17 protein-coding genes and 2 pseudogenes are annotated in these 20,231 nt (G+C 49.4%); 12 read left to right on the forward strand and 7 right to left on the reverse strand.

Annotated features, from left to right (window positions below; genetic code table 11):
• Positions 1-186: 186 nt before the first annotated feature.
• Positions 187-2,232 (reverse strand): peptidyl-dipeptidase Dcp, encoded by a 2,046-nt coding sequence (dcp, locus tag A7090_RS15095; RefSeq protein WP_105274635.1) that lies wholly within the window; start codon positions 2,230-2,232, stop codon positions 187-189.
• Positions 2,233-2,368: 136 nt separating this feature from the next.
• Here dcp and ydfG point away from each other — a divergent pair, with 136 nt between their 5' ends.
• The 3 genes from ydfG to ydfZ all read left to right on the forward strand — a co-directional run bounded on the left by ydfG (position 2,369) and on the right by ydfZ (position 4,271).
• Positions 2,369-3,115: a bifunctional NADP-dependent 3-hydroxy acid dehydrogenase/3-hydroxypropionate dehydrogenase YdfG gene (gene ydfG / locus A7090_RS15105; RefSeq protein ID WP_105274636.1), complete on the forward strand. Its 747-nt coding sequence runs from the start codon at positions 2,369-2,371 to the stop codon at positions 3,113-3,115.
• A gap of 88 nt (positions 3,116-3,203) precedes the next feature.
• Positions 3,204-3,890 carry a DNA-binding transcriptional regulator rspR gene (gene rspR / locus A7090_RS15110; protein ID WP_105274637.1) on the forward strand — a complete coding sequence of 229 codons (687 nt, stop codon included), beginning with the start codon at positions 3,204-3,206 and terminating at the stop codon, positions 3,888-3,890.
• Positions 3,891-4,067: 177 nt separating this feature from the next.
• The gene (gene ydfZ, locus A7090_RS15115; protein ID WP_105274638.1) at positions 4,068-4,271 is read left to right on the forward strand and encodes a putative selenium delivery protein YdfZ; all 204 of its coding nucleotides are present in this window, start codon (positions 4,068-4,070) and stop codon (positions 4,269-4,271) included.
• Positions 4,272-4,306: 35 nt separating this feature from the next.
• Here the strand turns inward: ydfZ and A7090_RS15120 are convergent, their stop codons facing one another.
• The 5 genes from A7090_RS15120 to A7090_RS15140 form a co-directional block, all read right to left on the reverse strand.
• Positions 4,307-5,767 carry a mannitol dehydrogenase family protein gene (locus A7090_RS15120; RefSeq protein WP_105274639.1) on the reverse strand — a complete coding sequence of 487 codons (1,461 nt, stop codon included), beginning with the start codon at positions 5,765-5,767 and terminating at the stop codon, positions 4,307-4,309.
• Between the two features lie 89 nt (positions 5,768-5,856).
• Positions 5,857-7,224, reverse strand: coding sequence for an MHS family MFS transporter YdfJ (gene ydfJ, locus A7090_RS15125; RefSeq protein ID WP_105274640.1), 1,368 nt, complete (start codon positions 7,222-7,224; stop codon positions 5,857-5,859).
• A gap of 57 nt (positions 7,225-7,281) precedes the next feature.
• Positions 7,282-8,301 (reverse strand): Zn-dependent oxidoreductase, encoded by a 1,020-nt coding sequence (locus A7090_RS15130; protein ID WP_105274641.1) that lies wholly within the window; start codon positions 8,299-8,301, stop codon positions 7,282-7,284.
• Positions 8,302-8,312: 11 nt separating this feature from the next.
• Positions 8,313-9,527, reverse strand: a complete 1,215-nt coding sequence (gene rspA / locus A7090_RS15135) for a starvation-sensing protein RspA (RefSeq protein WP_105274642.1) — start codon at positions 9,525-9,527, stop codon at positions 8,313-8,315.
• Positions 9,528-9,731: 204 nt separating this feature from the next.
• A complete protein-coding gene (locus A7090_RS15140) occupies positions 9,732-10,058 on the reverse strand; it encodes a YnfA family protein (protein ID WP_105274643.1) in 327 nt (108 codons plus the stop codon).
• A 134-nt stretch (positions 10,059-10,192) separates the two neighbouring features.
• Between A7090_RS15140 and A7090_RS15145 the strand changes: the two genes are divergently transcribed.
• Both A7090_RS15145 and speG read left to right on the forward strand, forming a co-directional pair.
• Positions 10,193-10,534 carry a DUF1283 family protein gene (locus tag A7090_RS15145; protein WP_105274644.1) on the forward strand — a complete coding sequence of 114 codons (342 nt, stop codon included), beginning with the start codon at positions 10,193-10,195 and terminating at the stop codon, positions 10,532-10,534.
• Between the two features lie 34 nt (positions 10,535-10,568).
• On the forward strand, positions 10,569-11,129 hold the full coding sequence (gene speG, locus A7090_RS15150; RefSeq protein WP_105274645.1) for a spermidine N1-acetyltransferase: 561 nt from the start codon (positions 10,569-10,571) through the stop codon (positions 11,127-11,129).
• A 2-nt stretch (positions 11,130-11,131) separates the two neighbouring features.
• Here speG and A7090_RS15155 read toward each other — a convergent pair.
• A pseudogene (locus tag A7090_RS15155) lies at positions 11,132-11,498 on the reverse strand (YnfC family lipoprotein).
• 107 nt (positions 11,499-11,605) lie between these two features.
• On the opposite strand from A7090_RS15155, the gene A7090_RS15160 reads away from it, so the two are divergent.
• The 7 genes and pseudogenes from A7090_RS15160 to clcB all read left to right on the forward strand — a co-directional run.
• Positions 11,606-11,911, forward strand: a complete 306-nt coding sequence (locus A7090_RS15160) for a DUF1161 domain-containing protein (RefSeq protein WP_105274646.1) — start codon at positions 11,606-11,608, stop codon at positions 11,909-11,911.
• Between the two features lie 197 nt (positions 11,912-12,108).
• Positions 12,109-14,524, forward strand: a pseudogene (ynfE, locus tag A7090_RS15165) (selenate/tellurate reductase subunit YnfE).
• Positions 14,525-14,584: 60 nt separating this feature from the next.
• Positions 14,585-17,008, forward strand: coding sequence for a selenate/tellurate reductase subunit YnfF (gene ynfF, locus A7090_RS15170; RefSeq protein ID WP_105274647.1), 2,424 nt, complete (start codon positions 14,585-14,587; stop codon positions 17,006-17,008).
• Between the two features lie 10 nt (positions 17,009-17,018).
• Complete coding sequence (gene ynfG, locus A7090_RS15175) at positions 17,019-17,636, forward strand: DMSO reductase like molybdoenzyme iron-sulfur subunit YnfG (RefSeq protein ID WP_000213028.1); 618 nt, start codon at positions 17,019-17,021, stop codon at positions 17,634-17,636.
• Between the two features lies 1 nt (position 17,637).
• Positions 17,638-18,492, forward strand: a complete 855-nt coding sequence (gene ynfH / locus A7090_RS15180; protein WP_105274648.1) for a selenate reductase membrane anchor subunit YnfH — start codon at positions 17,638-17,640, stop codon at positions 18,490-18,492.
• Positions 18,493-18,534: 42 nt separating this feature from the next.
• The gene (gene dmsD, locus A7090_RS15185) at positions 18,535-19,149 is read left to right on the forward strand and encodes a Tat proofreading chaperone DmsD (RefSeq protein WP_105274649.1); all 615 of its coding nucleotides are present in this window, start codon (positions 18,535-18,537) and stop codon (positions 19,147-19,149) included.
• Positions 19,150-19,303: 154 nt separating this feature from the next.
• Positions 19,304-20,231, forward strand: a 928-nt coding sequence (clcB, locus tag A7090_RS15190; protein ID WP_241957275.1) for a voltage-gated ClC-type chloride channel ClcB, incomplete at its 3' end; no start/stop codon positions are given.

Here is a 20,231-nt window from a genome sequence, read left to right on the forward strand (position 1 = left end):
GTTGACACAGTAGCATCACTTTTCTCAATGAATGTTAAACGGAGCTTAAACTCGGTTAATCACGTTTTGTTCGCCAATAAACATACCGCAATTTCTTCCGGTGAGGTTTGCCCTGGCCCAACTGCTGCAATTACTGCTATAACCTGGCTGGTCTGGCGATATTTCCAGGCCAGCCACTGGTGATTTTTAAACGTTCAGGCCACGATGCTGTAGCATCGGCATAATCTGGGGTGCCTTTCCACGCCATTGACGATACAGGCGTTCCAGATCTTCGCTGTTTCCTCTGGAAAGGATCGCCTCGCGAAAACGTTGCCCATTTTCACGCGCTAATCCACCCTGCTCAACAAACCACTGGTAACCATCATCAGCCAACATTTGCGTCCACAGATAAGCGTAATAACCTGCGGCATATCCACCACCAAAAATATGGGCGAAATAACTGCTGCGATAGCGCGGCGGTATAGCGGGAAGAGCCATATTTTCTGCCACCAGCGCTCGCAATTCGAAATCATCGACATCCTGCATTGCGTCGTTTTCTTCCAGACAGTGCCAGCGCATATCGAGAAGTGCGGCGCTAAGCAATTCGCTCATCTCATACCCTTTATTGAACAAACTGGCATTACGCATCTTCTGTTGCAGTTCGTCAGGCATTGCTGCCCCGCTCTGATAATGTCGGGCATAGCGAGCGAACACCTGCGGATGCGTTGCCCAGTGTTCATTGATTTGCGACGGAAATTCGACAAAATCACGCGGCGTGTTGGTGCCGGAAAGCGTGGCATAGCGCTGGCGGGCAAACAGACCGTGCAGCGTATGACCAAATTCATGGAATAAGGTTATTACATCATCCCAGAGTAACAACGCAGGCTCACCAGCGGCAGGTTTCTGATAATTGCAGACGTTATAAATTACCGGGTGCGTTTCATTAAGTGTTGATTGCTCAACAAAATTGCCCATCCATGCACCGCCGCTTTTTGAATCACGGGCGAAAAAATCACCGTAAAATAGCGCCAACCCCACACCATTATGATCAAAAATTTCCCACACACGAACATCAGGGTGGTAGACAGGAATATCAAAACGTTCGACAAACTCAATGCCGAAGAGCTGATTCGCGGTCCAGAATACACCTTCATTCAACACCGTGTTTAATTCGAAATATGGCTTGAGCTGCGCCTCATCAAGATCAAATTTCTCCCGCCGTACTTGTTCCGCATAAAATGCCCAGTCCCACGGCTGAGCGCTAAACCCGCCCTGCTGCTTATCGATAATTGCCTGTATAGAGGCTAATTCATCGCTCGCCCGTTGACGCGCCGCCGGAACAATTTCCCGCATAAAGTTGAGTGCCGCCTCTGGCGTTTTTGCCATCTGATCGGCGATTTTCCATGCAGCATAATGGGGAAAACCAAGTAATGTCGCCTGCTGTGCACGGATCTCCACCAGCCGTTGAATGATAGCGCGGGTATCATTGACATCATTTTTTTCCGCTCGTGTCCAGCCCGCCGTAAACAGTTTTTCACGCGTCGCACGATCGCGCATTTCAGCAAGCGCCGGTTGTTGGGTGGTATTAAGCAACGGAATAAGCCATTTGTTATCCAGACCTTTCTCGCGAGCCGCCTCTGCTGCCAGCGCAATCTCTTGCTCACTCATTCCCGCCAGTTGCGCGACATCGTTCACAACCAGACCGCCGGATTTATTTGCTGCCAGTAACCGCTGGCTAAACTGGCTGGTCAGGGTCGCCGCTTCTGTATTCAGTACTTTTAATTTTGCTTTATCAGCTTGTGCAAGTTTGGCTCCGGCAAGGACAAAACGTTGATGAATCACCTCCACCAGGCGGATGGATTCACTATCAAGCCCCAGGCACTCACGGCGCTGCCAGACAGCATCTACCCGCGCGAATAATTCACCGTTCAGATAGATATCATTAGCCAGTTCTGCCAGTTCAGCGGAAAACTGTTCATCAAGACGCTGTAATTCATCATTGGTATGCGCCGCGGTCATCGCAAAAAAAACACTGGTAACGCGGGTCAGCAGTTCTCCACTCTGCTCCAGTGCCAGAATAGTATTATTGAAATCAGGTGTTTGCGGGTTAAGCGCGATGGCGGCAATGTCTGCCCGCTTTTGCTGCACTCCCTCATCAAATGCCGGGCGATAGTGATGATTGGCAATTTGATCAAAATGGGGAGCCAGATACGGGAGTGTGCTTTGCACAAGGAAAGGATTCATTGTTGTCATTTTCTTCTCCTGAACGCGAGGTGTTCCATAGCGTAGGCTTACTGATAACGGAGTGCAATCTTGCAAACCAGTATTACCCGCTCTTAAGCATCACGTGCTATGTTATTGACACACAAAATCGTTGAGGAACAGTGAGATGATCGTTTTAGTAACTGGAGCAACGGCAGGTTTTGGTGAATGCATTACTCGTCGTTTTATTCAACAAGGGCATAAAGTTATCGCCACTGGCCGTCGCCAGGAGCGGTTGCAGGAGCTAAAAGACGAACTGGGAGATAATCTGTACATTGCCCAACTGGACGTTCGCAACCGCGCCGCTATTGAAGAGATGCTGGCATCCCTTCCAGCCGAGTGGGGCAATATTGATATCCTGGTAAACAATGCCGGTCTGGCGTTGGGCATGGAGCCTGCACATAAAGCCAGCGTTGAAGACTGGGAAACGATGATTGATACCAACAACAAAGGCCTGGTATATATGACGCGCGCTGTCTTACCGGGCATGGTTGAACGTAATCATGGTCATATCATTAACATTGGCTCAACGGCAGGCAGCTGGCCGTATGCCGGTGGTAACGTTTATGGTGCGACAAAAGCGTTTGTTCGTCAGTTCAGCCTGAATCTGCGTACGGACCTACATGGTACGGCGGTGCGCGTCACCGACATCGAACCGGGTCTGGTGGGTGGCACCGAGTTTTCCAATGTCCGCTTTAAAGGCGATGACGGTAAAGCCGAAAAAACCTATCAAAACACCGTTGCACTGACACCAGAAGATGTCAGCGAAGCTGTCTGGTGGGTATCTACGCTGCCTGCTCACGTCAATATCAATACTCTGGAAATGATGCCGGTTACACAAAGCTATGCCGGACTGAATGTCCACCGTCAATAATTTTTATACCCGGCGTAACTGCCGGGTTATTGCTCGTCACAAAAAAGTGATAGACTCATGCAGTTAACTCACTCACAAGCAAGAACGAATGACCGTCGAAACACAACTTAATCCCACACAGCCTGTCAATCAGCAGATTTATCGTATTCTTCGCCGCGACATTGTCCATTGCCTGATTGCACCGGGCACGCCGTTGTCGGAGAAAGAAGTTTCTGTTCGTTTCAATGTGTCACGCCAACCAGTTCGTGAAGCCTTTATTAAACTGGCCGAAAACGGCCTGATTCAAATTCGTCCTCAGCGTGGCAGCTACGTCAACAAAATTTCCATGACCCAGGTGCGCAACGGCAGTTTTATCCGTCAGGCCATTGAGTGCGCGGTGGCGCGTCGGGCGGCAAGCATGATTACCGAAAGCCAGTGCTACCAACTGGAACAAAATCTTCACCAGCAACGCATTGCTATTGAGCGCAAGCAACTGGATGATTTTTTTGAACTTGATGACAACTTCCATCAACTCCTGACTCAAATTGCCGACTGTCAACTGGCGTGGGATACCATCGAGAACCTGAAAGCGACCGTTGATCGCGTGCGCTATATGAGTTTCGACCACGTTTCTCCACCAGAAATGCTGTTACGCCAGCATATCGATATTTTCTCTGCCCTGCAAAAACGTGATGGCGATGCGGTAGAACGTGCAATGACGCAACACTTGCAGGAAATCAGCGAATCCGTGCGCCAGATCCGCCAGGAAAACAGCGACTGGTTTAGCGAAGAGTAATTCATGTCCTCTCATCCCGTCCGGGGTGAGAGTCTTTCCCCCTCGCCTTATGGCTCATGCAAGCGTCAAAAAAGATGTGAGCTTGATCAAAAACAAAAAATATTTCACTCGGCAGGAGTATTTATATTGCGCCCGTTACGTGGGCTTCGACTGTACATCAGAAAGGAGAAAACACCTATGACGACCTACGATCGTAACCGTAACGCAATCACCACTGGCAGCCGTATTATGGTTAGCGGCACCGGTCACACTGGCAAGATCCTGTCGATTGATACTGAAGGTCTGACCGCTGAGCAAATCCGCCGCGGAAAAACCGTAGTTGTTGAAGGTTGTGAAGAGAAACTGGCACCTATGGACCTGATTCGTCTCGGCATGAACTAAGCGTGTGAATGCCGCCGATGGCGGCATTGCTTTTTTTACTTCACGGAATATTTCGCCACGGTCGCTTTCGCGCCATGCGCTAACAAAGACAAGTACGCTTCCGTTATCTTTGCAACGAACAAAGCATTATCTGGTAAATCATCACCAAATATCGCCTGAATCGCCAACAATGACTGCACGCGCGCTTTCCCTTCGACGCTACTTTGTACAGCGTTCTGAATAACCGGTAACAGTGGATCACTGATTTTAATCGGATTTCCCTGTTCATCAACACCGCCGACATAACGCATCCACCCCGCGACGCCCAGCGCCAGCAGATCGAACTTGCTGTCATGTGCCAGATGCCAGCGAACAGAATCCAACATCCTCTGCGGCAATTTCTGGCTGCCATCCATCGCAATCTGCCAGGTCCGATGACGTAGTGCCGGGTTGCTATAGCGTTCAATTAATCGATTAGCGTAATCTTGCAAATCAACGCCCTGCACTTTCAGCGTCGGCGCTTGTTCCTGCAACATCAAGGCATACGCCGCATAACGATAATGTTCATCGTCCATGCAGTCATTAATGTGCTGATATCCGGCAAGATAACCCAGATACGCCAGGAATGAATGACTGCCATTGAGCATACGCAACTTCATCTCTTCATAAGGCAGTACATCGTTAACCAGTTCAGCACCGGCCTTTTGCCATTCCGGACGTCCGGCAACAAAGTTATCTTCTATTACCCACTGGCGAAAAGGTTCACAGGCAACGCCTGCCGGATCGCGCACACCGGTAAGTTGTTCGATTTTCGCCAGCGTATCCTCTGTCACTGCGGGCACAATACGGTCCACCATTGTTGATGGAAAAGTCACGTTTTCTTCGATCCATTGTGCCAGTTTTACATCGACGGCTTGCGCGTAGGAGGTGACAACGTCACGTATAACATGACCGTTTTCTGGCATGTTGTCACATGACATGACTGTAAATGCGGGAAGTCCAGCCGCTTTACGGCGAGCCAGCGCCTCGACAATCACCCCTGTTGCTGTTTTCGGCTGGTGGGGATTTTGCATGTCAGCGGCCACCATCGGGTGATCGAGCATTAACTGTCCGGTCGCCGGAGAGTGGAAATACCCTTTTTCAGTAATTGTCAGAGAGACAATCGCGATTTGCGGTTCACACATCGCAGCCAGCACGGTTTCTAAACCATCTATTTGCACGTGCAGGGCTTTTTTAACGACGCCAACGACGCGAGCCGTCCACGCATCAGCCGACATTTCCGCAACGGTATAAAGATTATCTTGCTGTTTTAGATCGATAATCTGTTGTTCACCACCGATTAAGTTGACCTCATAATATCCCCAGTCACTGAAATGTTCCGTAGCAAGAATATCGGCATACACGCCCTGATGCGCACGGTGAAATGCACCAAAGCCTAAATGAACAATTCTTGGGGCCAGGTTATTACGATCATAAACAGGGAGCGTCGCTTTTGCTGATAACAAATTATTTCCCATAACAATTCCTTAAATTTCACTATGGCAAGCTACATGTTCTGTTATATAAATAAAAAATCCCCTCTCCAGTAAGAGAAGGGATTGAGGATTTACAGGCTTCCTGAAGGTTGCGCAGCTCTTACAACTCGCGGTTGATCTTCAGCGGCGTCTTCCAGCGCACTTAAATCACGGTATTTCACTTCTGGCATTTTTAGCGCAGAGATTAAACCAATCACTGAATATGCCATGATCATTATGGCGATCGGATACCAGGATTCCGTCATGGTGCAGAAAATACCCGCAAGGATAGGACCAAAACCGGAAGCGATAAGACCACCAATTTCTTTAGAAATGGCCATCCGGGTAAAACGGTTTTTACAGCCGAACATTTCTGCCATGGTAATGTTTTCAAGAGCAAATAATCCCAGCACCGCACAGTTATGAATCACAATCAGTGCAACCATAATGGTGCTCGGGGCATAGCTTTTATCTACGATGATAGAAAGCATTGGCCACGCCAGCACAATCGCTGAAGTATTCATAATAATATACGGGATCCGGCGACCAATTTTATCGGATAACCAACCGAGGAATGGAATGGTCATAAAGCCGAGAATCGAACTGATCATCAATGCATCTGTCGGGATCGCTTTATTAAACAACAGCGTTTGCACTAAATAGCCAGCGAGGAAAGTCTGAATTAAACCAGAGTTACCCGCCTGACCAAAACGCAGCCCTGTTGCCAACCAGAAGGATTTGCTCTGGAACATGCTACCGGCAGGTGCAGGTTTTGCTGTCGGTTGGTTGCTGTCGTTAACCTTCTCAAAGACAGGGCTTTCTTTCAGATTCATACGCAACCAGATTGCAAAGACCATTACGACAACGCTCGCCAGGAACGGTATACGCCATCCCCACGCCAGCAGTTCCTCTTTGCTGAGAATGAAGAACATAAAGGCCCAGATTGCCGTTGCGCTCAACGTGCCACAGTTAGTCCCCATAGCCACAAATGAGGAGATAATTCCGCGCTTACCTTTTGGCGCATATTCTGCCAGCATCGTACCGGCACCGGAAATTTCCGCGCCTGCCCCCAGCCCCTGAATAATACGCAGCGTCACCAGCAAGATTGGCGCAAAAACACCAATCTGCGCATAGGTCGGCAATACACCAATTAAGGTGGTACAGATCCCCATCATGGTGATGGTAATAAAAAGCACTTTTTTACGCCCTATTCTGTCGCCCATTTTGCCGAAAATAAATGCTCCGACAATACGTGCCACATAACCTGCTCCGTAGGTTCCCATTGCCAGAATTAACGCCATTGCCGTTGATGATTCCGGAAAAAATATTTCATGAAACACTAACGCTGCGCCGAGCGAATATAACTGGAAATCCATAAATTCAAGCGCAGTGCCCAGCCATCCCGATACTGCTGCTTTCACTAAATCCTTAGTGCTTCTTTCGTGTTTTTCTATTGTCATAATGGTTATCTCTAAAAAAGAGGTAAGATGCGTACTACTTACTCGCCGTTATTGGTATTATTCAGAAAAAGTGAGTAAGACTTTGCAGCAATGTTTTTGATCCTGTTCAAATAAACTAATGGCATCAGCAACATGCTGGAAATCAAACATATGGGTAATTAATTTTTCTGGTTTAATTAACCCTTTACTTAGCCAGTCGATAACGACCGGGAATTTATTTGCATTTAAGCGTGAAGAGAAAATAGAAAGTTCTTTTCCGGTAATTCCTTGCTGAATCACTTCAGACGGTTCACTGGAGAAACCCATCAATACAATACGAGCCGCCGGTGAAGCCAGCATTACGGCCTCTTTCAAGATAGAAGGATGACAAGCTGCATCGATAATTAATGTCGGCTTGATGCCTTTTTCAGTAAAAATCTCGCCAAGCGGTGTGTGGCTGTTATTAATCGCCCAGTCTGCCCCGCTCTCTTTCGCTTTTTCCAGTCGTTCATCAATGCGATCGGCAACAATCACATTTTTAACGTGATAAACGCCTTTTAAAACCTGCACGATCGTCAGGCCGATTGGACCGGCACCGTAAACCAGAACGGTATCATTTTCAGTCGGTTGACCATGTCCGGTAACGTTAGCCGCAATGGTAAAAGGTTCGATCATCACCGCATATTGATCGGCCACTGCTTCAGGAATTTTCCACGCATTTTTTGCCGGAACCACAGCATATTCACTGAAACCACCGTCAGCGTGCACACCTAATACAGCCAGTGTCGTACAAACGTTCGGTTTACCTATAGAGCACGGATAGCAATGCCCACAGCTGACCACCGGATCGACAGCAACACGTTCACCGACTCTGGCGCTTTCCACGCCGTCACCCACTGCATCAATGACGCCAAAGAATTCATGACCAATGACGCGCGGATATTTCGCAAAAGGATTATGCCCACGATAAATATGGCTATCTGAACCACAAATTCCGGCAAGTTTCACTTTTACTCGTACTTCACCCGCTAAAGGGGTGGGTATTTCACGTTCGATAATCGCCAGTTGATTCGGCTTTTCAATTAATATGCTTTTCATTATCTTACTCCTTACCAGTTCCACAACGTGCCATCTTCCAGACGTGCGACTGGCAGATAAGCGGGTTCATAGGGATATTTCGCCGCCAGCTTTTCATCGAATTCGATGCCAAGACCCGGTTTGTCTCCCGGATGCATATATCCGTTATCGAAAGTCCAGTTGTGCGGGAAGACTTCGAGCATTTGTTCGGAATAGCCCATGTATTCCTGGACACCGAAATTGGGGACCCACAGATCAAAGTGCAGCGCCGCAGCCATGCAGACAGGTGACAAATCGGAAGGACCGTGTGAGCCAGTACGTACCTGATACAGCGAAGCAAAATCGGCAATTCGGCGCATGCCGGTAATGCCACCTGCATGGGTCAGCGTGGTGCGGATATAATCGATGAGTTGCTCTTCAATCAGTTGCTTGCAGTCCCAGATGCTGTTGAAGACTTCACCCACCGCGATTGGCGTAACGGTATGTTGGCGAATGAGACGGAAACATTCCTGGTTTTCCGCAGGCGTCGGGTCTTCCATCCAGAACATGCGATAATCTTCAATGCTTTTACCAAAGCGCGCCGCTTCAATAGGCGTTAAGCGATGGTGCATGTCATGCAGTAAATGTTCATTAAAACCAAACTTGTTACGTACTGCGTCGAACAATTTCGGCATGAAATCGAGATATTTCTCCGTCGACCACAACTGCTCTTCCGGCCACTGTCCTTTGGTTGCGGGTTCATAAGCCAGACCTTTACCTTTCGACATGCCGTAGGTGGTTTTCATACCAGGGATTCCGCACTGCACGCGGATGGCTTTGAATCCCAGCGCCTGATGACGGGCATAATCATCCAGAGCTTCATCAATACTGTGACCAGTGGTATGGCAATAAACCATCACCCCTTCACGAGACGCGCCGCCGAGTAACTGGTAAAGCGGCATGTTGGCAGCTTTGGCTTTAATGTCCCACAGCGCCATATCAACAGCTGAAATGGCCGACATAGTGACCGGCCCACGACGCCAGTAAGCACCTTTATAGAAAAACTGCCAGATATCTTCGATACGATGGGCGTCGCGGCCTATAAGTTGCGGACAAAGGTGATCCTGCAAATAAGAGGCCACAGAAAGCTCACGTCCATTGAGGGTGGCATCTCCAAGGCCCGTAATACCGTCCTCAGTGGTGATTTTTAAGGTGACGAAATTACGCCCCGGACAGGTAACAAAAACTTCAGCCTTTACGATCTTCATGTTCGATTCCTTGCATCGCTTGTCGTGATGCATGAAATCTACGCAACTGAGCTACTACCATACAAGTATGAAGATCAAAAAAAGCCAGAGTGATCACAAAAAAGGCGCATAGTTGCGCCGTGAATGGTTGACAAAAGATGAAACAGAATACTTTTTGCCAGCGAACTCTTCCTTGTATCTTATTGATAAAATGGATTTATGTCCTTATGCACGCCCCCAGCCCGCAACGATAATCAACATGCCGCAAAGCGCAATCAACGCCCCCGTCCAGTCATAAAGACTTAACTTCACGCCATCCACGACTCGCAGCCAAATCAACGCCGTGCAGACATAAACACCACCATAAGCCGCGTAAACTCGACCACTCGCCGCAGGATGCAACGTTAATAACCAGACAAACAGCGCCAGTGAAATCCCTGCCGGAAGCAACAGCCAGATACTGGCGTTTCGTTTTAACCACAACCAGGGCAGAAAACATCCAAGAATTTCACACAGCGCTGTAGCAAAAAACAGTAACGTTGTTTTAATCATCTTTGTCACTTATTGACATCATGTATAGTTATAGGACGTCATAATATCATCAATATAAACATTCTCCCGTTACGTTTTGCGTTCGCAGCGGATGGTGTAGAATCGCCTTTAATCATTCATACAGAGAATGAATCATGAAAATAACTCTCCACAAAAGAATCTGTCTGCTCGCATTTATGCTGCCTTGCGCACTGGCATTGAGCACAACGGCCCATGCCGAAACTAACAAACTGGTGATTGAATCTGGCGATAGTGCGCAAAGCCGCCAGCACGCCACGATGGAAAAAGAGCAATGGAATGACACGCGCAATCTGCGTCAGAAAGTGAATAAACGCGCTGAAAAAGAGTGGGATAAAGCCGACGCCGCATTTGATAACCGCGATAAATGCGAGCAAAGCGCCAACCTCAATGCCTACTGGGAGCCGAATACTTTGCGCTGCCTGGACCGTCGAACTGGCCGCGTTATTACCCCCTAACCTGTTATTGATATAAGGAATGTAAGGACACGTTATGCCAGGCGCCCACAATGTTAAGTTACGCCCGCTGGAGCGTGAAGATCTACGCTATGTACATCAGCTCGACAATAACGCCAGTGTGATGCGTTACTGGTTTGAGGAACCCTACGAAGCCTTTGTTGAACTCTCTGATCTGTATGATAAGCATATTCACGATCAGAGCGAACGGCGCTTTGTGGTGGAATGTGACGGCAAAAAAGCGGGTCTGGTGGAGCTGGTGGAAATTAACCATGTTCATCGCCGCGCAGAATTTCAGATAATTATCTCCCCGGAATATCAGGGGAAAGGTCTGGCAACCCGCGCAGCGAAATTAGCAATGGACTATGGTTTCACCGTTCTCAATCTCTATAAGCTGTATCTGATCGTCGATAAAGAGAATGAAAAAGCGATTCACATTTACCGCAAGCTTGGCTTTACGGTTGAAGGTGAATTGATGCATGAGTTCTTTATTAATGGTCAATATCGTAATGCCATTCGTATGTGCATATTCCAGCATCAGTATCTGGCAGAGCACAAAACACCGGGGCAGACTCTCCTGAAGCCGACCGCACAATAGCATTAATAATAATCGATGGTGTTTTTGATGGTGTAAACCTGTTCGACGGCGGGTTTTACTCCCTCATCAACAATGATGAGATGACAGTCCACCTGATTGGCGTGACTGTCATATTCACAGCTCTGTTTTACATTACCAACCTGTTGATTATTCAGTAAAGTAACTGCCGTATAATCTAATTCGTTTCGTCACTTCACCTTGCTCATTCATTAATGTCTGAGTGAAATCTTTTACCGGACCACGCAGCGGATCAAAATCGAATTCGTTAGAGAAACTGGCCATCTCAGGGGTAAATGAAAGTGTTACCTCTGTGCGGTCGCATCCTGTGAGTAATATCGCGAATAAGCATAGCAGTAATTTGTATTTCACAGCAATCACCAGACAGTAGAGATGATTCTCAATCAGAGTAGCAAATACAGTACTTTACACGTTAAATGCTATGCTTAGAGACGTTATCTTCGCGTAAGGAGCTTATGATGAAAATCTCAATTTACTGTGCTGCGCTTATGCTCGCCCTCGCCTCACCCGCGGTACTCGCCGCACCGGGATCCTGTGAACGCATAAAGAGCGATATATCACAGCGCATTATCAATAATGGCGTACCCGAAAGCAGCTTCACGTTAAGTATTGTACCCAATGACCAGGTTGATCAGCCTGATTCCCAGGTCGTCGGGCATTGCGCTAATGATACGCATAAAATTCTCTACACCCGCACCACCAGCGGTAACGTGTCTGCCCCCACGCAGTCTACCCAGGATGGATCGCCTGCCGAACCGCAGTAACACATTATCGACTGAACGCCGGATACGACAGGTCCGGCGATTTGAACATACAACATAATCCCATCTTATTACTCATACCCTCTATTGATATGGATTAATAATTATTAACCCCAAATAGGTAGACTTCCTCTGTTGTTAGCACGCTAAATATTCAATATATAAGCATTTATATAATGATAAAGAACAGGGGGTGAGTTATGTCCAAAAATGAACAAATGGTGGGCATCAGCCGCAGAACACTCGTTAAATCTACCGCGATAGGTTCTCTGGCGCTGGCTGCAGGCGGTTTTTCTTTACCGTTCACCCTGCGCAGTGCAGCGGCAGCGGTACAACAGGCCAGCGAAAAAGTGGTCTGGGGTGCTTGTTCCGTCAACTGTGGTAGCCGCTGTGCACTTCGTCTACATGTTAAAGATAATGAAGTGACCTGGGTGGAAACTGACATCACCGGCAGCGACGAGTATGGCAACCATCAGGTACGCGCCTGTTTGCGCGGTCGGTCCATCCGTCGGCGCATTAATCATCCCGATCGCTTGAATTACCCAATGAAACGCGTGGGCAAACGCGGCGAAGGCAAATTCGAACGGATTAGCTGGGATGAAGCCCTGGATACTATCGCCAGTATCCTGAAAAAAACCGTCGAACAATATGGCAATGAGGCTGTATATATTCAGTACTCTTCGGGGATTGTTGGCGGCAATATGACTCGCTCTTCGCCGTCAGCCTCGGCGGTCAAACGCCTGATGAACTGCTACGGTGGTTCGCTCAACCAGTATGGCTCCTACAGCACCGCGCAAATTTCCTGTGCCATGCCCTACACCTACGGCAGTAATGATGGCAACAGCTGAAAACAGCAAACTGGTCGTGATGTTTGGTAACAACCCGGCAGAAACCCGCATGAGCGGCGGTGGTATCACTTATCTTCTTGAAAAAGCGCGCGAGAAATCGAACGCCAAAATGATTGTTATCGATCCGCGATATACCGACACGGCTGCCGGTCGTGAAGACGAATGGCTTCCTATTCGCCCGGGCACCGACGCTGCGCTGGTGGCGGGAATTGCCTGGGTATTGATTAACGAAAATCTCGTTGATCAACCTTTTCTCGATAAATACTGCGTCGGTTATGACGAAAAAACCTTACCCGCAGATGCCCCCAAAAATGGTCATTATAAAGCCTATATTCTTGGTGAAAGTGACGATAAAACAGCGAAAACGCCGCAGTGGGCTTCACAGATCACCGGTATCCCGGTGGACCGTATCATCAAACTGGCGCGTGAAATCGGCACAGCAAAACCAGCCTATATCTGCCAGGGGTGGGGGCCGCAACGCCAGGCAAACGGCGAGCTGACCGCACGCGCTATTGCTATGTTGCCTATTCTGACGGGCAATGTCGGCATCAGTGGCGGGAATAGTGGCGCACGTGAATCGACTTATACGATTACGATAGAACGCCTGCCGGTGCTGGATAATCCGGTCAAAACGTCAATATCCTGCTTCAGCTGGACAGATGCTATCGATCATGGCCCCCAAATGACGGCAACCCGCGACGGTGTTCGTGGCAAAGATAAACTGGATGTGCCCATTAAATTCATCTGGAACTACGCGGGAAATACCCTCGTCAATCAGCATTCTGACATCAACAAAACGCATGAAATTCTGCAGGACGAATCGAAATGCGAAATGATTGTGGTCATCGAAAACTTTATGACCTCATCGGCAAAATATGCCGACATTCTGCTGCCAGACCTGATGACCGTTGAGCAGGAAGATATTATTCCTAACGACTACGCCGGTAACATGGGATATCTCATTTTCCTCCAGCCAGTCACCAGCGAAAAATTCGAGCGCAAACCGATTTACTGGATCCTGAGTGAAGTCGCGAAACGACTTGGACCTGACGTCTATCAAAAGTTCACTGAAGGGCGCACTCAGGAACAATGGTTACAACATCTGTACGCCAAAATGCTTGCCAAAGATCCGGCGTTACCGTCTTACGACGAACTGAAAAAAATGGGTATCTATAAGCGTAAAGATCCCAATGGTCATTTTGTCGCCTACAAAGCATTTCGTGACGACCCCGAGGCAAATCCACTTAAAACGCCTTCCGGTAAGATCGAAATTTATTCCAGCAAGCTGGCAGAAATCGCCCGTACCTGGGAACTGGAAAAGGACGAAGTGATAAGCCCACTGCCGGTTTATGCCTCAACCTTCGAAGGCTGGGACGCCCCTGAACGGAGTACCTTCCCACTGCAACTATTTGGTTTCCATTACAAGTCCCGTACTCACTCGACCTACGGCAACATTGACGTCCTGAAGGCAGCCTGCCGTCAGGAAGTGTGGATTAACCCTATTGATGCGCAGAAGCGCGGGATTGCCAACGGCGATATGGTGCGGGTGTTTAACCGTCGTGGCGAAGTTCGGCTCCCCGCCAAAGTGACACCACGCATTCTTCCTGGGGTTAGCGCTATGGGCCAGGGAGCCTGGCACGAAGCCGATATGTCTGGCGATAAAATCGACCACGGCGGCTGTGTGAATACGCTAACCACTCTGCGCCCTTCACCACTGGCGAAGGGAAACCCGCAGCACACTAATCTGGTCGAGATCGAAAAAATATAACCCACTACGACCATAAATTTTGGCATGGCATTTTGTTTGAAAAGCAATAAGAGAGCAATGATGAAAATCCATACCACAGAGGCGCTCATGTCGGCTGAAATCAGCCGTAGAAGTCTGATGAAAACCTCTGCTCTTAGCAGTCTCGCGCTGGCAAGCAGTGCTTTCACGCTGCCATTTTCCCAAATGGTCCGAGCGGCAGAGGCACCAGTAGAAGAGAAAGCGATCTGGAGTTCCTGCACCGTTAACTGCGGGAGCCGCTGTCTGTTACGTTTGCACGTAAAAGATGACACCGTGTACTGGGTGGAGTCTGATACGACGGGTGACGACGTCTACGGTAATCATCAGGTTCGAGCGTGTTTACGCGGACGCTCCATCCGCAGACGGATGAATCATCCTGATCGGTTGAAATATCCCATGAAACGCGTCGGCAAGCGTGGTGAAGGTAAATTTGAACGGATAAGTTGGGACGAAGCCCTGGATATCCTCAGTGATAATCTTCGGCGGATCCTTAAAGATTACGGCAATGAGGCTGTACATGTTCTGTACGGAACAGGCGTAGATGGTGGAAACATCACCAACTCAAACGTCCCGTACCGTCTGATGAACTCTTGTGGTGGTTTTCTCAGTCGCTATGGCAGCTACAGTACCGCTCAGATCAGTGCCGCAATGAGTTATATGTTCGGTGCCAATGATGGCAACAGTCCGGATGATATCGCCAATACGAAGCTGGTCGTTATGTTCGGAAATAACCCTGCGGAAACGCGGATGAGCGGCGGTGGCGTCACTTACTACGTCGAGCAAGCCCGCGAGCGTTCAAACGCACGCATGATCGTCATCGATCCACGTTATAACGACACTGCTGCCGGGCGTGAAGATGAGTGGCTGCCCATACGCCCGGGCACCGATGGCGCACTGGCCTGTGCGATTGCCTGGGTGCTGATTACTGAAAACATGGTCGATCAGCCATTTCTTGACAAATATTGTGTTGGTTACGATGAAAAAACGCTGCCCGCCAGCGCACCACGTAATGCACATTATAAAGCCTATATTCTGGGCAAAGGGCCTGATGGCACAGCTAAAACGCCGGAATGGGCAGCAAAAATCACCAGCATTCCGGCAGAAAAAATTATCCAGTTGGCACGAGAGATCGGTTCAGCAAAACCTGCTTATATTTGTCAGGGCTGGGGGCCACAACGACACTCCAACGGCGAGCAAACGTCCCGTGCTATTGCCATGCTTTCCGTGCTCACCGGTAACGTCGGTATAAATGGCGGCAACTCAGGTGTACGCGAAGGTAGCTGGGATCTGGGGGTAGAATGGTTCCCGATGCTTGAGAATCCGGTTAAAACGCAGATTTCCGTCTTTACATGGACAGATGCCATCGACCATGGCACGGAAATGACCGCGATCCGTGATGGTGTTCGTGGAAAAGAAAAACTGGACGTCCCCATCAAGTTTTTATGGTGCTACGCCAGTAACACATTGATCAATCAACATGGCGACATCAATCACACCCATGAGGTACTTCAGGATGAAAGCAAGTGCGAGATGATTGTTGGTATTGACCACTTCATGACCGCCTCGGCTAAGTATTGCGATATCCTGTTGCCCGACCTGATGCCAACAGAGCAAGAAGACCTTATCTCTCATGAATCTGCAGGGAATATGGGCTATGTGATCCTCGCCCAACCCGCAACCTCAGCAAAATTTGAACGCAAACCCATCTACTGGATGCTGAGTGAAGTCGCCAAACGCTTAGGACCAGACGTTTATCAAACCTTTACTGAAGGTCGCAGTCAGCATGAATGGATCAAATATCTCCATGCGAAAACGAAGGAACGTAACCCTGAGATGCCCGACTACGAGGAGATGAAAACGACCGGGATCTTTAAGAAAAAATGCCCGGAAGAACACTACGTCGCTTTCCGCGCATTCCGTGAAGATCCACAGGCAAACCCGTTGAAAACACCTTCGGGGAAAATCGAAATTTATTCTGAACGACTGGCGAAGATTGCAGATACCTGGGAATTGAAAAAAGATGAAATTATTCATCCCCTTCCTGCGTATACCCCAGGTTTTGATGGCTGGGACGATCCCCTGCGGAAAACCTATCCACTGCAGTTAACGGGCTTCCACTACAAAGCGCGTACCCACTCCAGCTACGGCAATATTGATGTGTTACAGCAGGCCTGCCCACAAGAGGTGTGGATCAACCCCATTGATGCTCAGGCTCGCGGTATCCGTCATGGCGATACCGTGCGGGTATTTAACAATAATGGAGAAATGCTGATTGCCGCAAAAGTGACTCCGCGTATTCTGCCTGGCGTTACCGCCATCGGGCAAGGTGCGTGGCTTAAAGCGGATATGTTTGGTGACCGGGTCGATCACGGCGGCAGTATTAATATTCTGACCTCTCACCGCCCTTCACCGCTGGCAAAGGGAAACCCGTCGCACAGCAATCTTGTCCAGATCGAAAAGGTTTAAGGAGTAGCCCATGACCACACAATATGGATTTTTTATCGATTCCAGCCGCTGTACTGGCTGTAAAACCTGCGAACTGGCGTGCAAAGATTTTAAAGATCTTGGCCCGGAAGTCAGTTTCCGCCGTATTTATGAATATGCTGGCGGCGACTGGCAGGAAGATAATGGCGTCTGGCACCAGAACGTGTTCGCTTATTATCTCTCCATCTCCTGTAACCATTGCGATGACCCCGCATGTACAAAAGTCTGCCCCAGCGGCGCAATGCATAAGCGTGAAGATGGCTTTGTGGTGGTTGATGAAGATGTTTGTATCGGCTGCCGCTACTGCCACATGGCTTGTCCGTACGGCGCGCCACAGTACAATGCTGAAAAAGGGCACATGACGAAGTGCGATGGTTGTTATTCACGCGTCGCCGAGGGGAAACAACCCATATGTGTCGAATCCTGCCCGCTGCGTGCACTTGAGTTCGGTCCAATTGAAGAGCTGCGCCAGAAGCACGGTACTCTGGCTGCCGTTGCGCCACTGCCGCGCGCGCATTTCACAAAACCCAATATCGTTATCAAACCTAACGCCAACAGCCGCCCGACCGGCGATACCACTGGTTATCTGGCTAATCCGGAGGAAGTGTAAAATGGGAAATGGATGGCATGAGTGGCCACTGGTTATCTTTACCGTATTAGGCCAATGCGTAGTAGGCGCGCTGATTGTTAGCGGAATTGGCTGGTTCGCCGCCAAAAATGACGCAGACCGTCAGCGTATTGTCCGTGGCATGTTTTTCTTCTGGCTGTTGATGGGCATCGGGTTTATTGCCTCTGTCATGCACCTGGGATCGCCACTGCGGGCGTTTAACTCACTGAATCGAATCGGCGCTTCCGGCCTGAGTAACGAGATTGCTGCCGGTTCAATATTCTTTGCCGTTGGCGGCTTATGGTGGCTGGTGGCGGTCATCGGTAAAATGCCCCAAGCGTTGGGTAAACTCTGGTTACTTGTCAGCATGGCGCTCGGTGTCATTTTCGTCTGGATGATGACCTGCGTGTATCAAATAGACACGGTGCCAACCTGGCATAACGGTTACACTACGCTGGCTTTCTTCCTGACGGTATTGTTGAGCGGTCCAATACTTGCTGCCGCAATTCTGCGGGCAGCCTGCGTTACGTTTAATACCACACCGTTTGCCATCATTAGCGTTCTGGCGTTGATCGCTTGTGCCGGGGTGATTGTGCTGCAAGGTGCGTCTCTGGCATCTATTCACTCATCCGTACAACAAGCCAGCGCACTGATACCCGATTACGCCTCCCTACAGGTCTGGCGTGTGGTATTGTTATGCGCAGGTCTTGGATGCTGGCTTTGTCCGCTCATTCGTCGCCATGAACCTCACGTTGCCGGACTTGCTCTGGGGATAATCCTCATACTTGGCGGTGAGATGATCGGGCGTGCGCTCTTTTATGGCCTGCACATGACGCCTGGAATGGCTGTTGCAGGTTAACAAATTGGTGCGGGCTACCTCGCACATTTCAGGATGTTAGGAATGACCCATTTTTCACAGCAAGATAATTTTTCTGTCGCGGCGCGCGTGTTGGGCGCGCTGTTTTATTACGCTCCAGAGAGTGCAGAAGCCGCACCTCTGGTTGCGGTACTCACCAGCGACGGTTGGGAAACTCAGTGGCCGCTGCCAGAAGCGTCATTAGCACCGCTGGTGACGGCGTTTCAGGCACAGAGTGAAGAGACTCTAGCCCAGGCCTGGCAGCGTTTGTTTGTCGGCCCGTGGGCACTACCGTCTCCACCGTGGGGGTCGGTCTGGCTGGATCGCGAATCTGTGCTGTTTGGCGATTCAACATTGGCACTTCGTCAATGGATGCGCGAGAAAGGCATTCAGTTTGAAATGAAGCAAAACGAACCTGAGGATCATTTTGGTTCATTGCTGTTAATGACTGCGTGGTTGGCAGAGAATGGTCGCCAGACAGAATGCGAAGAATTGTTGGCATGGCACCTTTTTCCGTGGTCAACACGTTTCCTCGACGTTTTTATCGAAAAAGCAGAACACCCTTTCTACCGTGCACTGGGTGAACTGGCTCGCTTAACGCTGGCGCAATGGCAATCACAACTGTTGATCCCTGTCGCGGTTAAACCACTGTTTCGATAAGGGTGCCGTAATATTGCCGGATGGCGACAATGACGCGCAATTCGGCAATAATACGTTACATTGTCACGTTTTTGTCTCTTAAAGCACGCACTGCTTTTGCGGCTGGCCTCTTTTGCCGCAAAATATGCCCGTGTTTCATTGTCCATTTCTGCTCATGCATCATCTACACATCTATCCGGATCTGCGCACTATGTTCCGCCGTCTGCTTATCGCAACAGTAGTCGGTATTCTTGCAGCCTTTGCCGTTGCCGGGTTTCGTCATGCGATGCTGCTACTGGAGTGGCTGTTCCTCAATAATGACTCCGGCAGTCTGGTCAATGCAGCGACGAATCTTTCTCCGTGGCGACGACTGCTAACTCCTGCGCTCGGTGGGCTGGCAGCCGGTTTGTTGCTGATGGGCTGGCAGAAATTTACCCAGCAACGCCCTCATGCGCCGACTGATTACATGGAGGCGTTGCAAACCGATGGTCAGTTCGATTACGCAGCAAGCCTGGTTAAATCGCTTGCCTCTTTGCTGGTAGTAACCAGCGGCAGCGCAATTGGTCGCGAAGGCGCGATGATTCTTTTAGCTGCCCTTGCCGCCTCCTGTTTTGCTCAGCGTTTTACGCCACGCCAGGAGTGGAAATTATGGATCGCCTGTGGAGCTGCTGCGGGAATGGCTGCAGCCTATCGCGCCCCGCTTGCTGGCAGTTTATTTATAGCCGAAGTGCTGTTTGGCACCATGATGTTGGCCTCTCTCGGCCCGGTGGTTATTTCTGCCGTCGTGGCGTTGCTGGTTAGCAATCTTATTAATCATAGCGATGCGTTACTCTACAGCGTGCAACTTTCAGTGACGGTTCAGGCTGGTGACTATGTGCTAATTATCAGTACAGGTGTGCTGGCAGGTCTGTGCGGACCGCTGTTGTTAACATTGATGAACGCCAGTCATCGTGGATTTGTTGCTCTCAAACTTACGCCGCCCTGGCAACTGGCTCTGGGCGGGGTGATCGTGGGTCTGCTTTCCCTGTTCACCCCCGCCGTGTGTAAGCGGCTCGTCAGAACCGTATTGATATTTACTGAGAGCTCAGATCAACTTTCCAGGG

The organism is Escherichia sp. MOD1-EC7003 (assembly GCF_002965065.1).
Classification (GTDB): Bacteria; Pseudomonadota; Gammaproteobacteria; order Enterobacterales; family Enterobacteriaceae; genus Escherichia.

Coding starts and splice junctions, on each gene's coding strand:
- dcp (WP_105274635.1), bottom strand. CDS start 2,232: ATGACAACAATGAATCCTTTCCTTGTGCAAAGCACACTCCCGTATCTG.
- ydfG (WP_105274636.1), top strand. CDS start 2,369: ATGATCGTTTTAGTAACTGGAGCAACGGCAGGTTTTGGTGAATGCATT.
- rspR (WP_105274637.1), top strand. CDS start 3,204: ATGACCGTCGAAACACAACTTAATCCCACACAGCCTGTCAATCAGCAG.
- ydfZ (WP_105274638.1), top strand. CDS start 4,068: ATGACGACCTACGATCGTAACCGTAACGCAATCACCACTGGCAGCCGT.
- A7090_RS15120 (WP_105274639.1), bottom strand. CDS start 5,767: ATGGGAAATAATTTGTTATCAGCAAAAGCGACGCTCCCTGTTTATGAT.
- ydfJ (WP_105274640.1), bottom strand. CDS start 7,224: ATGACAATAGAAAAACACGAAAGAAGCACTAAGGATTTAGTGAAAGCA.
- A7090_RS15130 (WP_105274641.1), bottom strand. CDS start 8,301: ATGAAAAGCATATTAATTGAAAAGCCGAATCAACTGGCGATTATCGAA.
- rspA (WP_105274642.1), bottom strand. CDS start 9,527: ATGAAGATCGTAAAGGCTGAAGTTTTTGTTACCTGTCCGGGGCGTAAT.
- A7090_RS15140 (WP_105274643.1), bottom strand. CDS start 10,058: ATGATTAAAACAACGTTACTGTTTTTTGCTACAGCGCTGTGTGAAATT.
- A7090_RS15145 (WP_105274644.1), top strand. CDS start 10,193: ATGAAAATAACTCTCCACAAAAGAATCTGTCTGCTCGCATTTATGCTG.
- speG (WP_105274645.1), top strand. CDS start 10,569: ATGCCAGGCGCCCACAATGTTAAGTTACGCCCGCTGGAGCGTGAAGAT.
- A7090_RS15160 (WP_105274646.1), top strand. CDS start 11,606: ATGAAAATCTCAATTTACTGTGCTGCGCTTATGCTCGCCCTCGCCTCA.
- ynfF (WP_105274647.1), top strand. CDS start 14,585: ATGAAAATCCATACCACAGAGGCGCTCATGTCGGCTGAAATCAGCCGT.
- ynfG (WP_000213028.1), top strand. CDS start 17,019: ATGACCACACAATATGGATTTTTTATCGATTCCAGCCGCTGTACTGGC.
- ynfH (WP_105274648.1), top strand. CDS start 17,638: ATGGGAAATGGATGGCATGAGTGGCCACTGGTTATCTTTACCGTATTA.
- dmsD (WP_105274649.1), top strand. CDS start 18,535: ATGACCCATTTTTCACAGCAAGATAATTTTTCTGTCGCGGCGCGCGTG.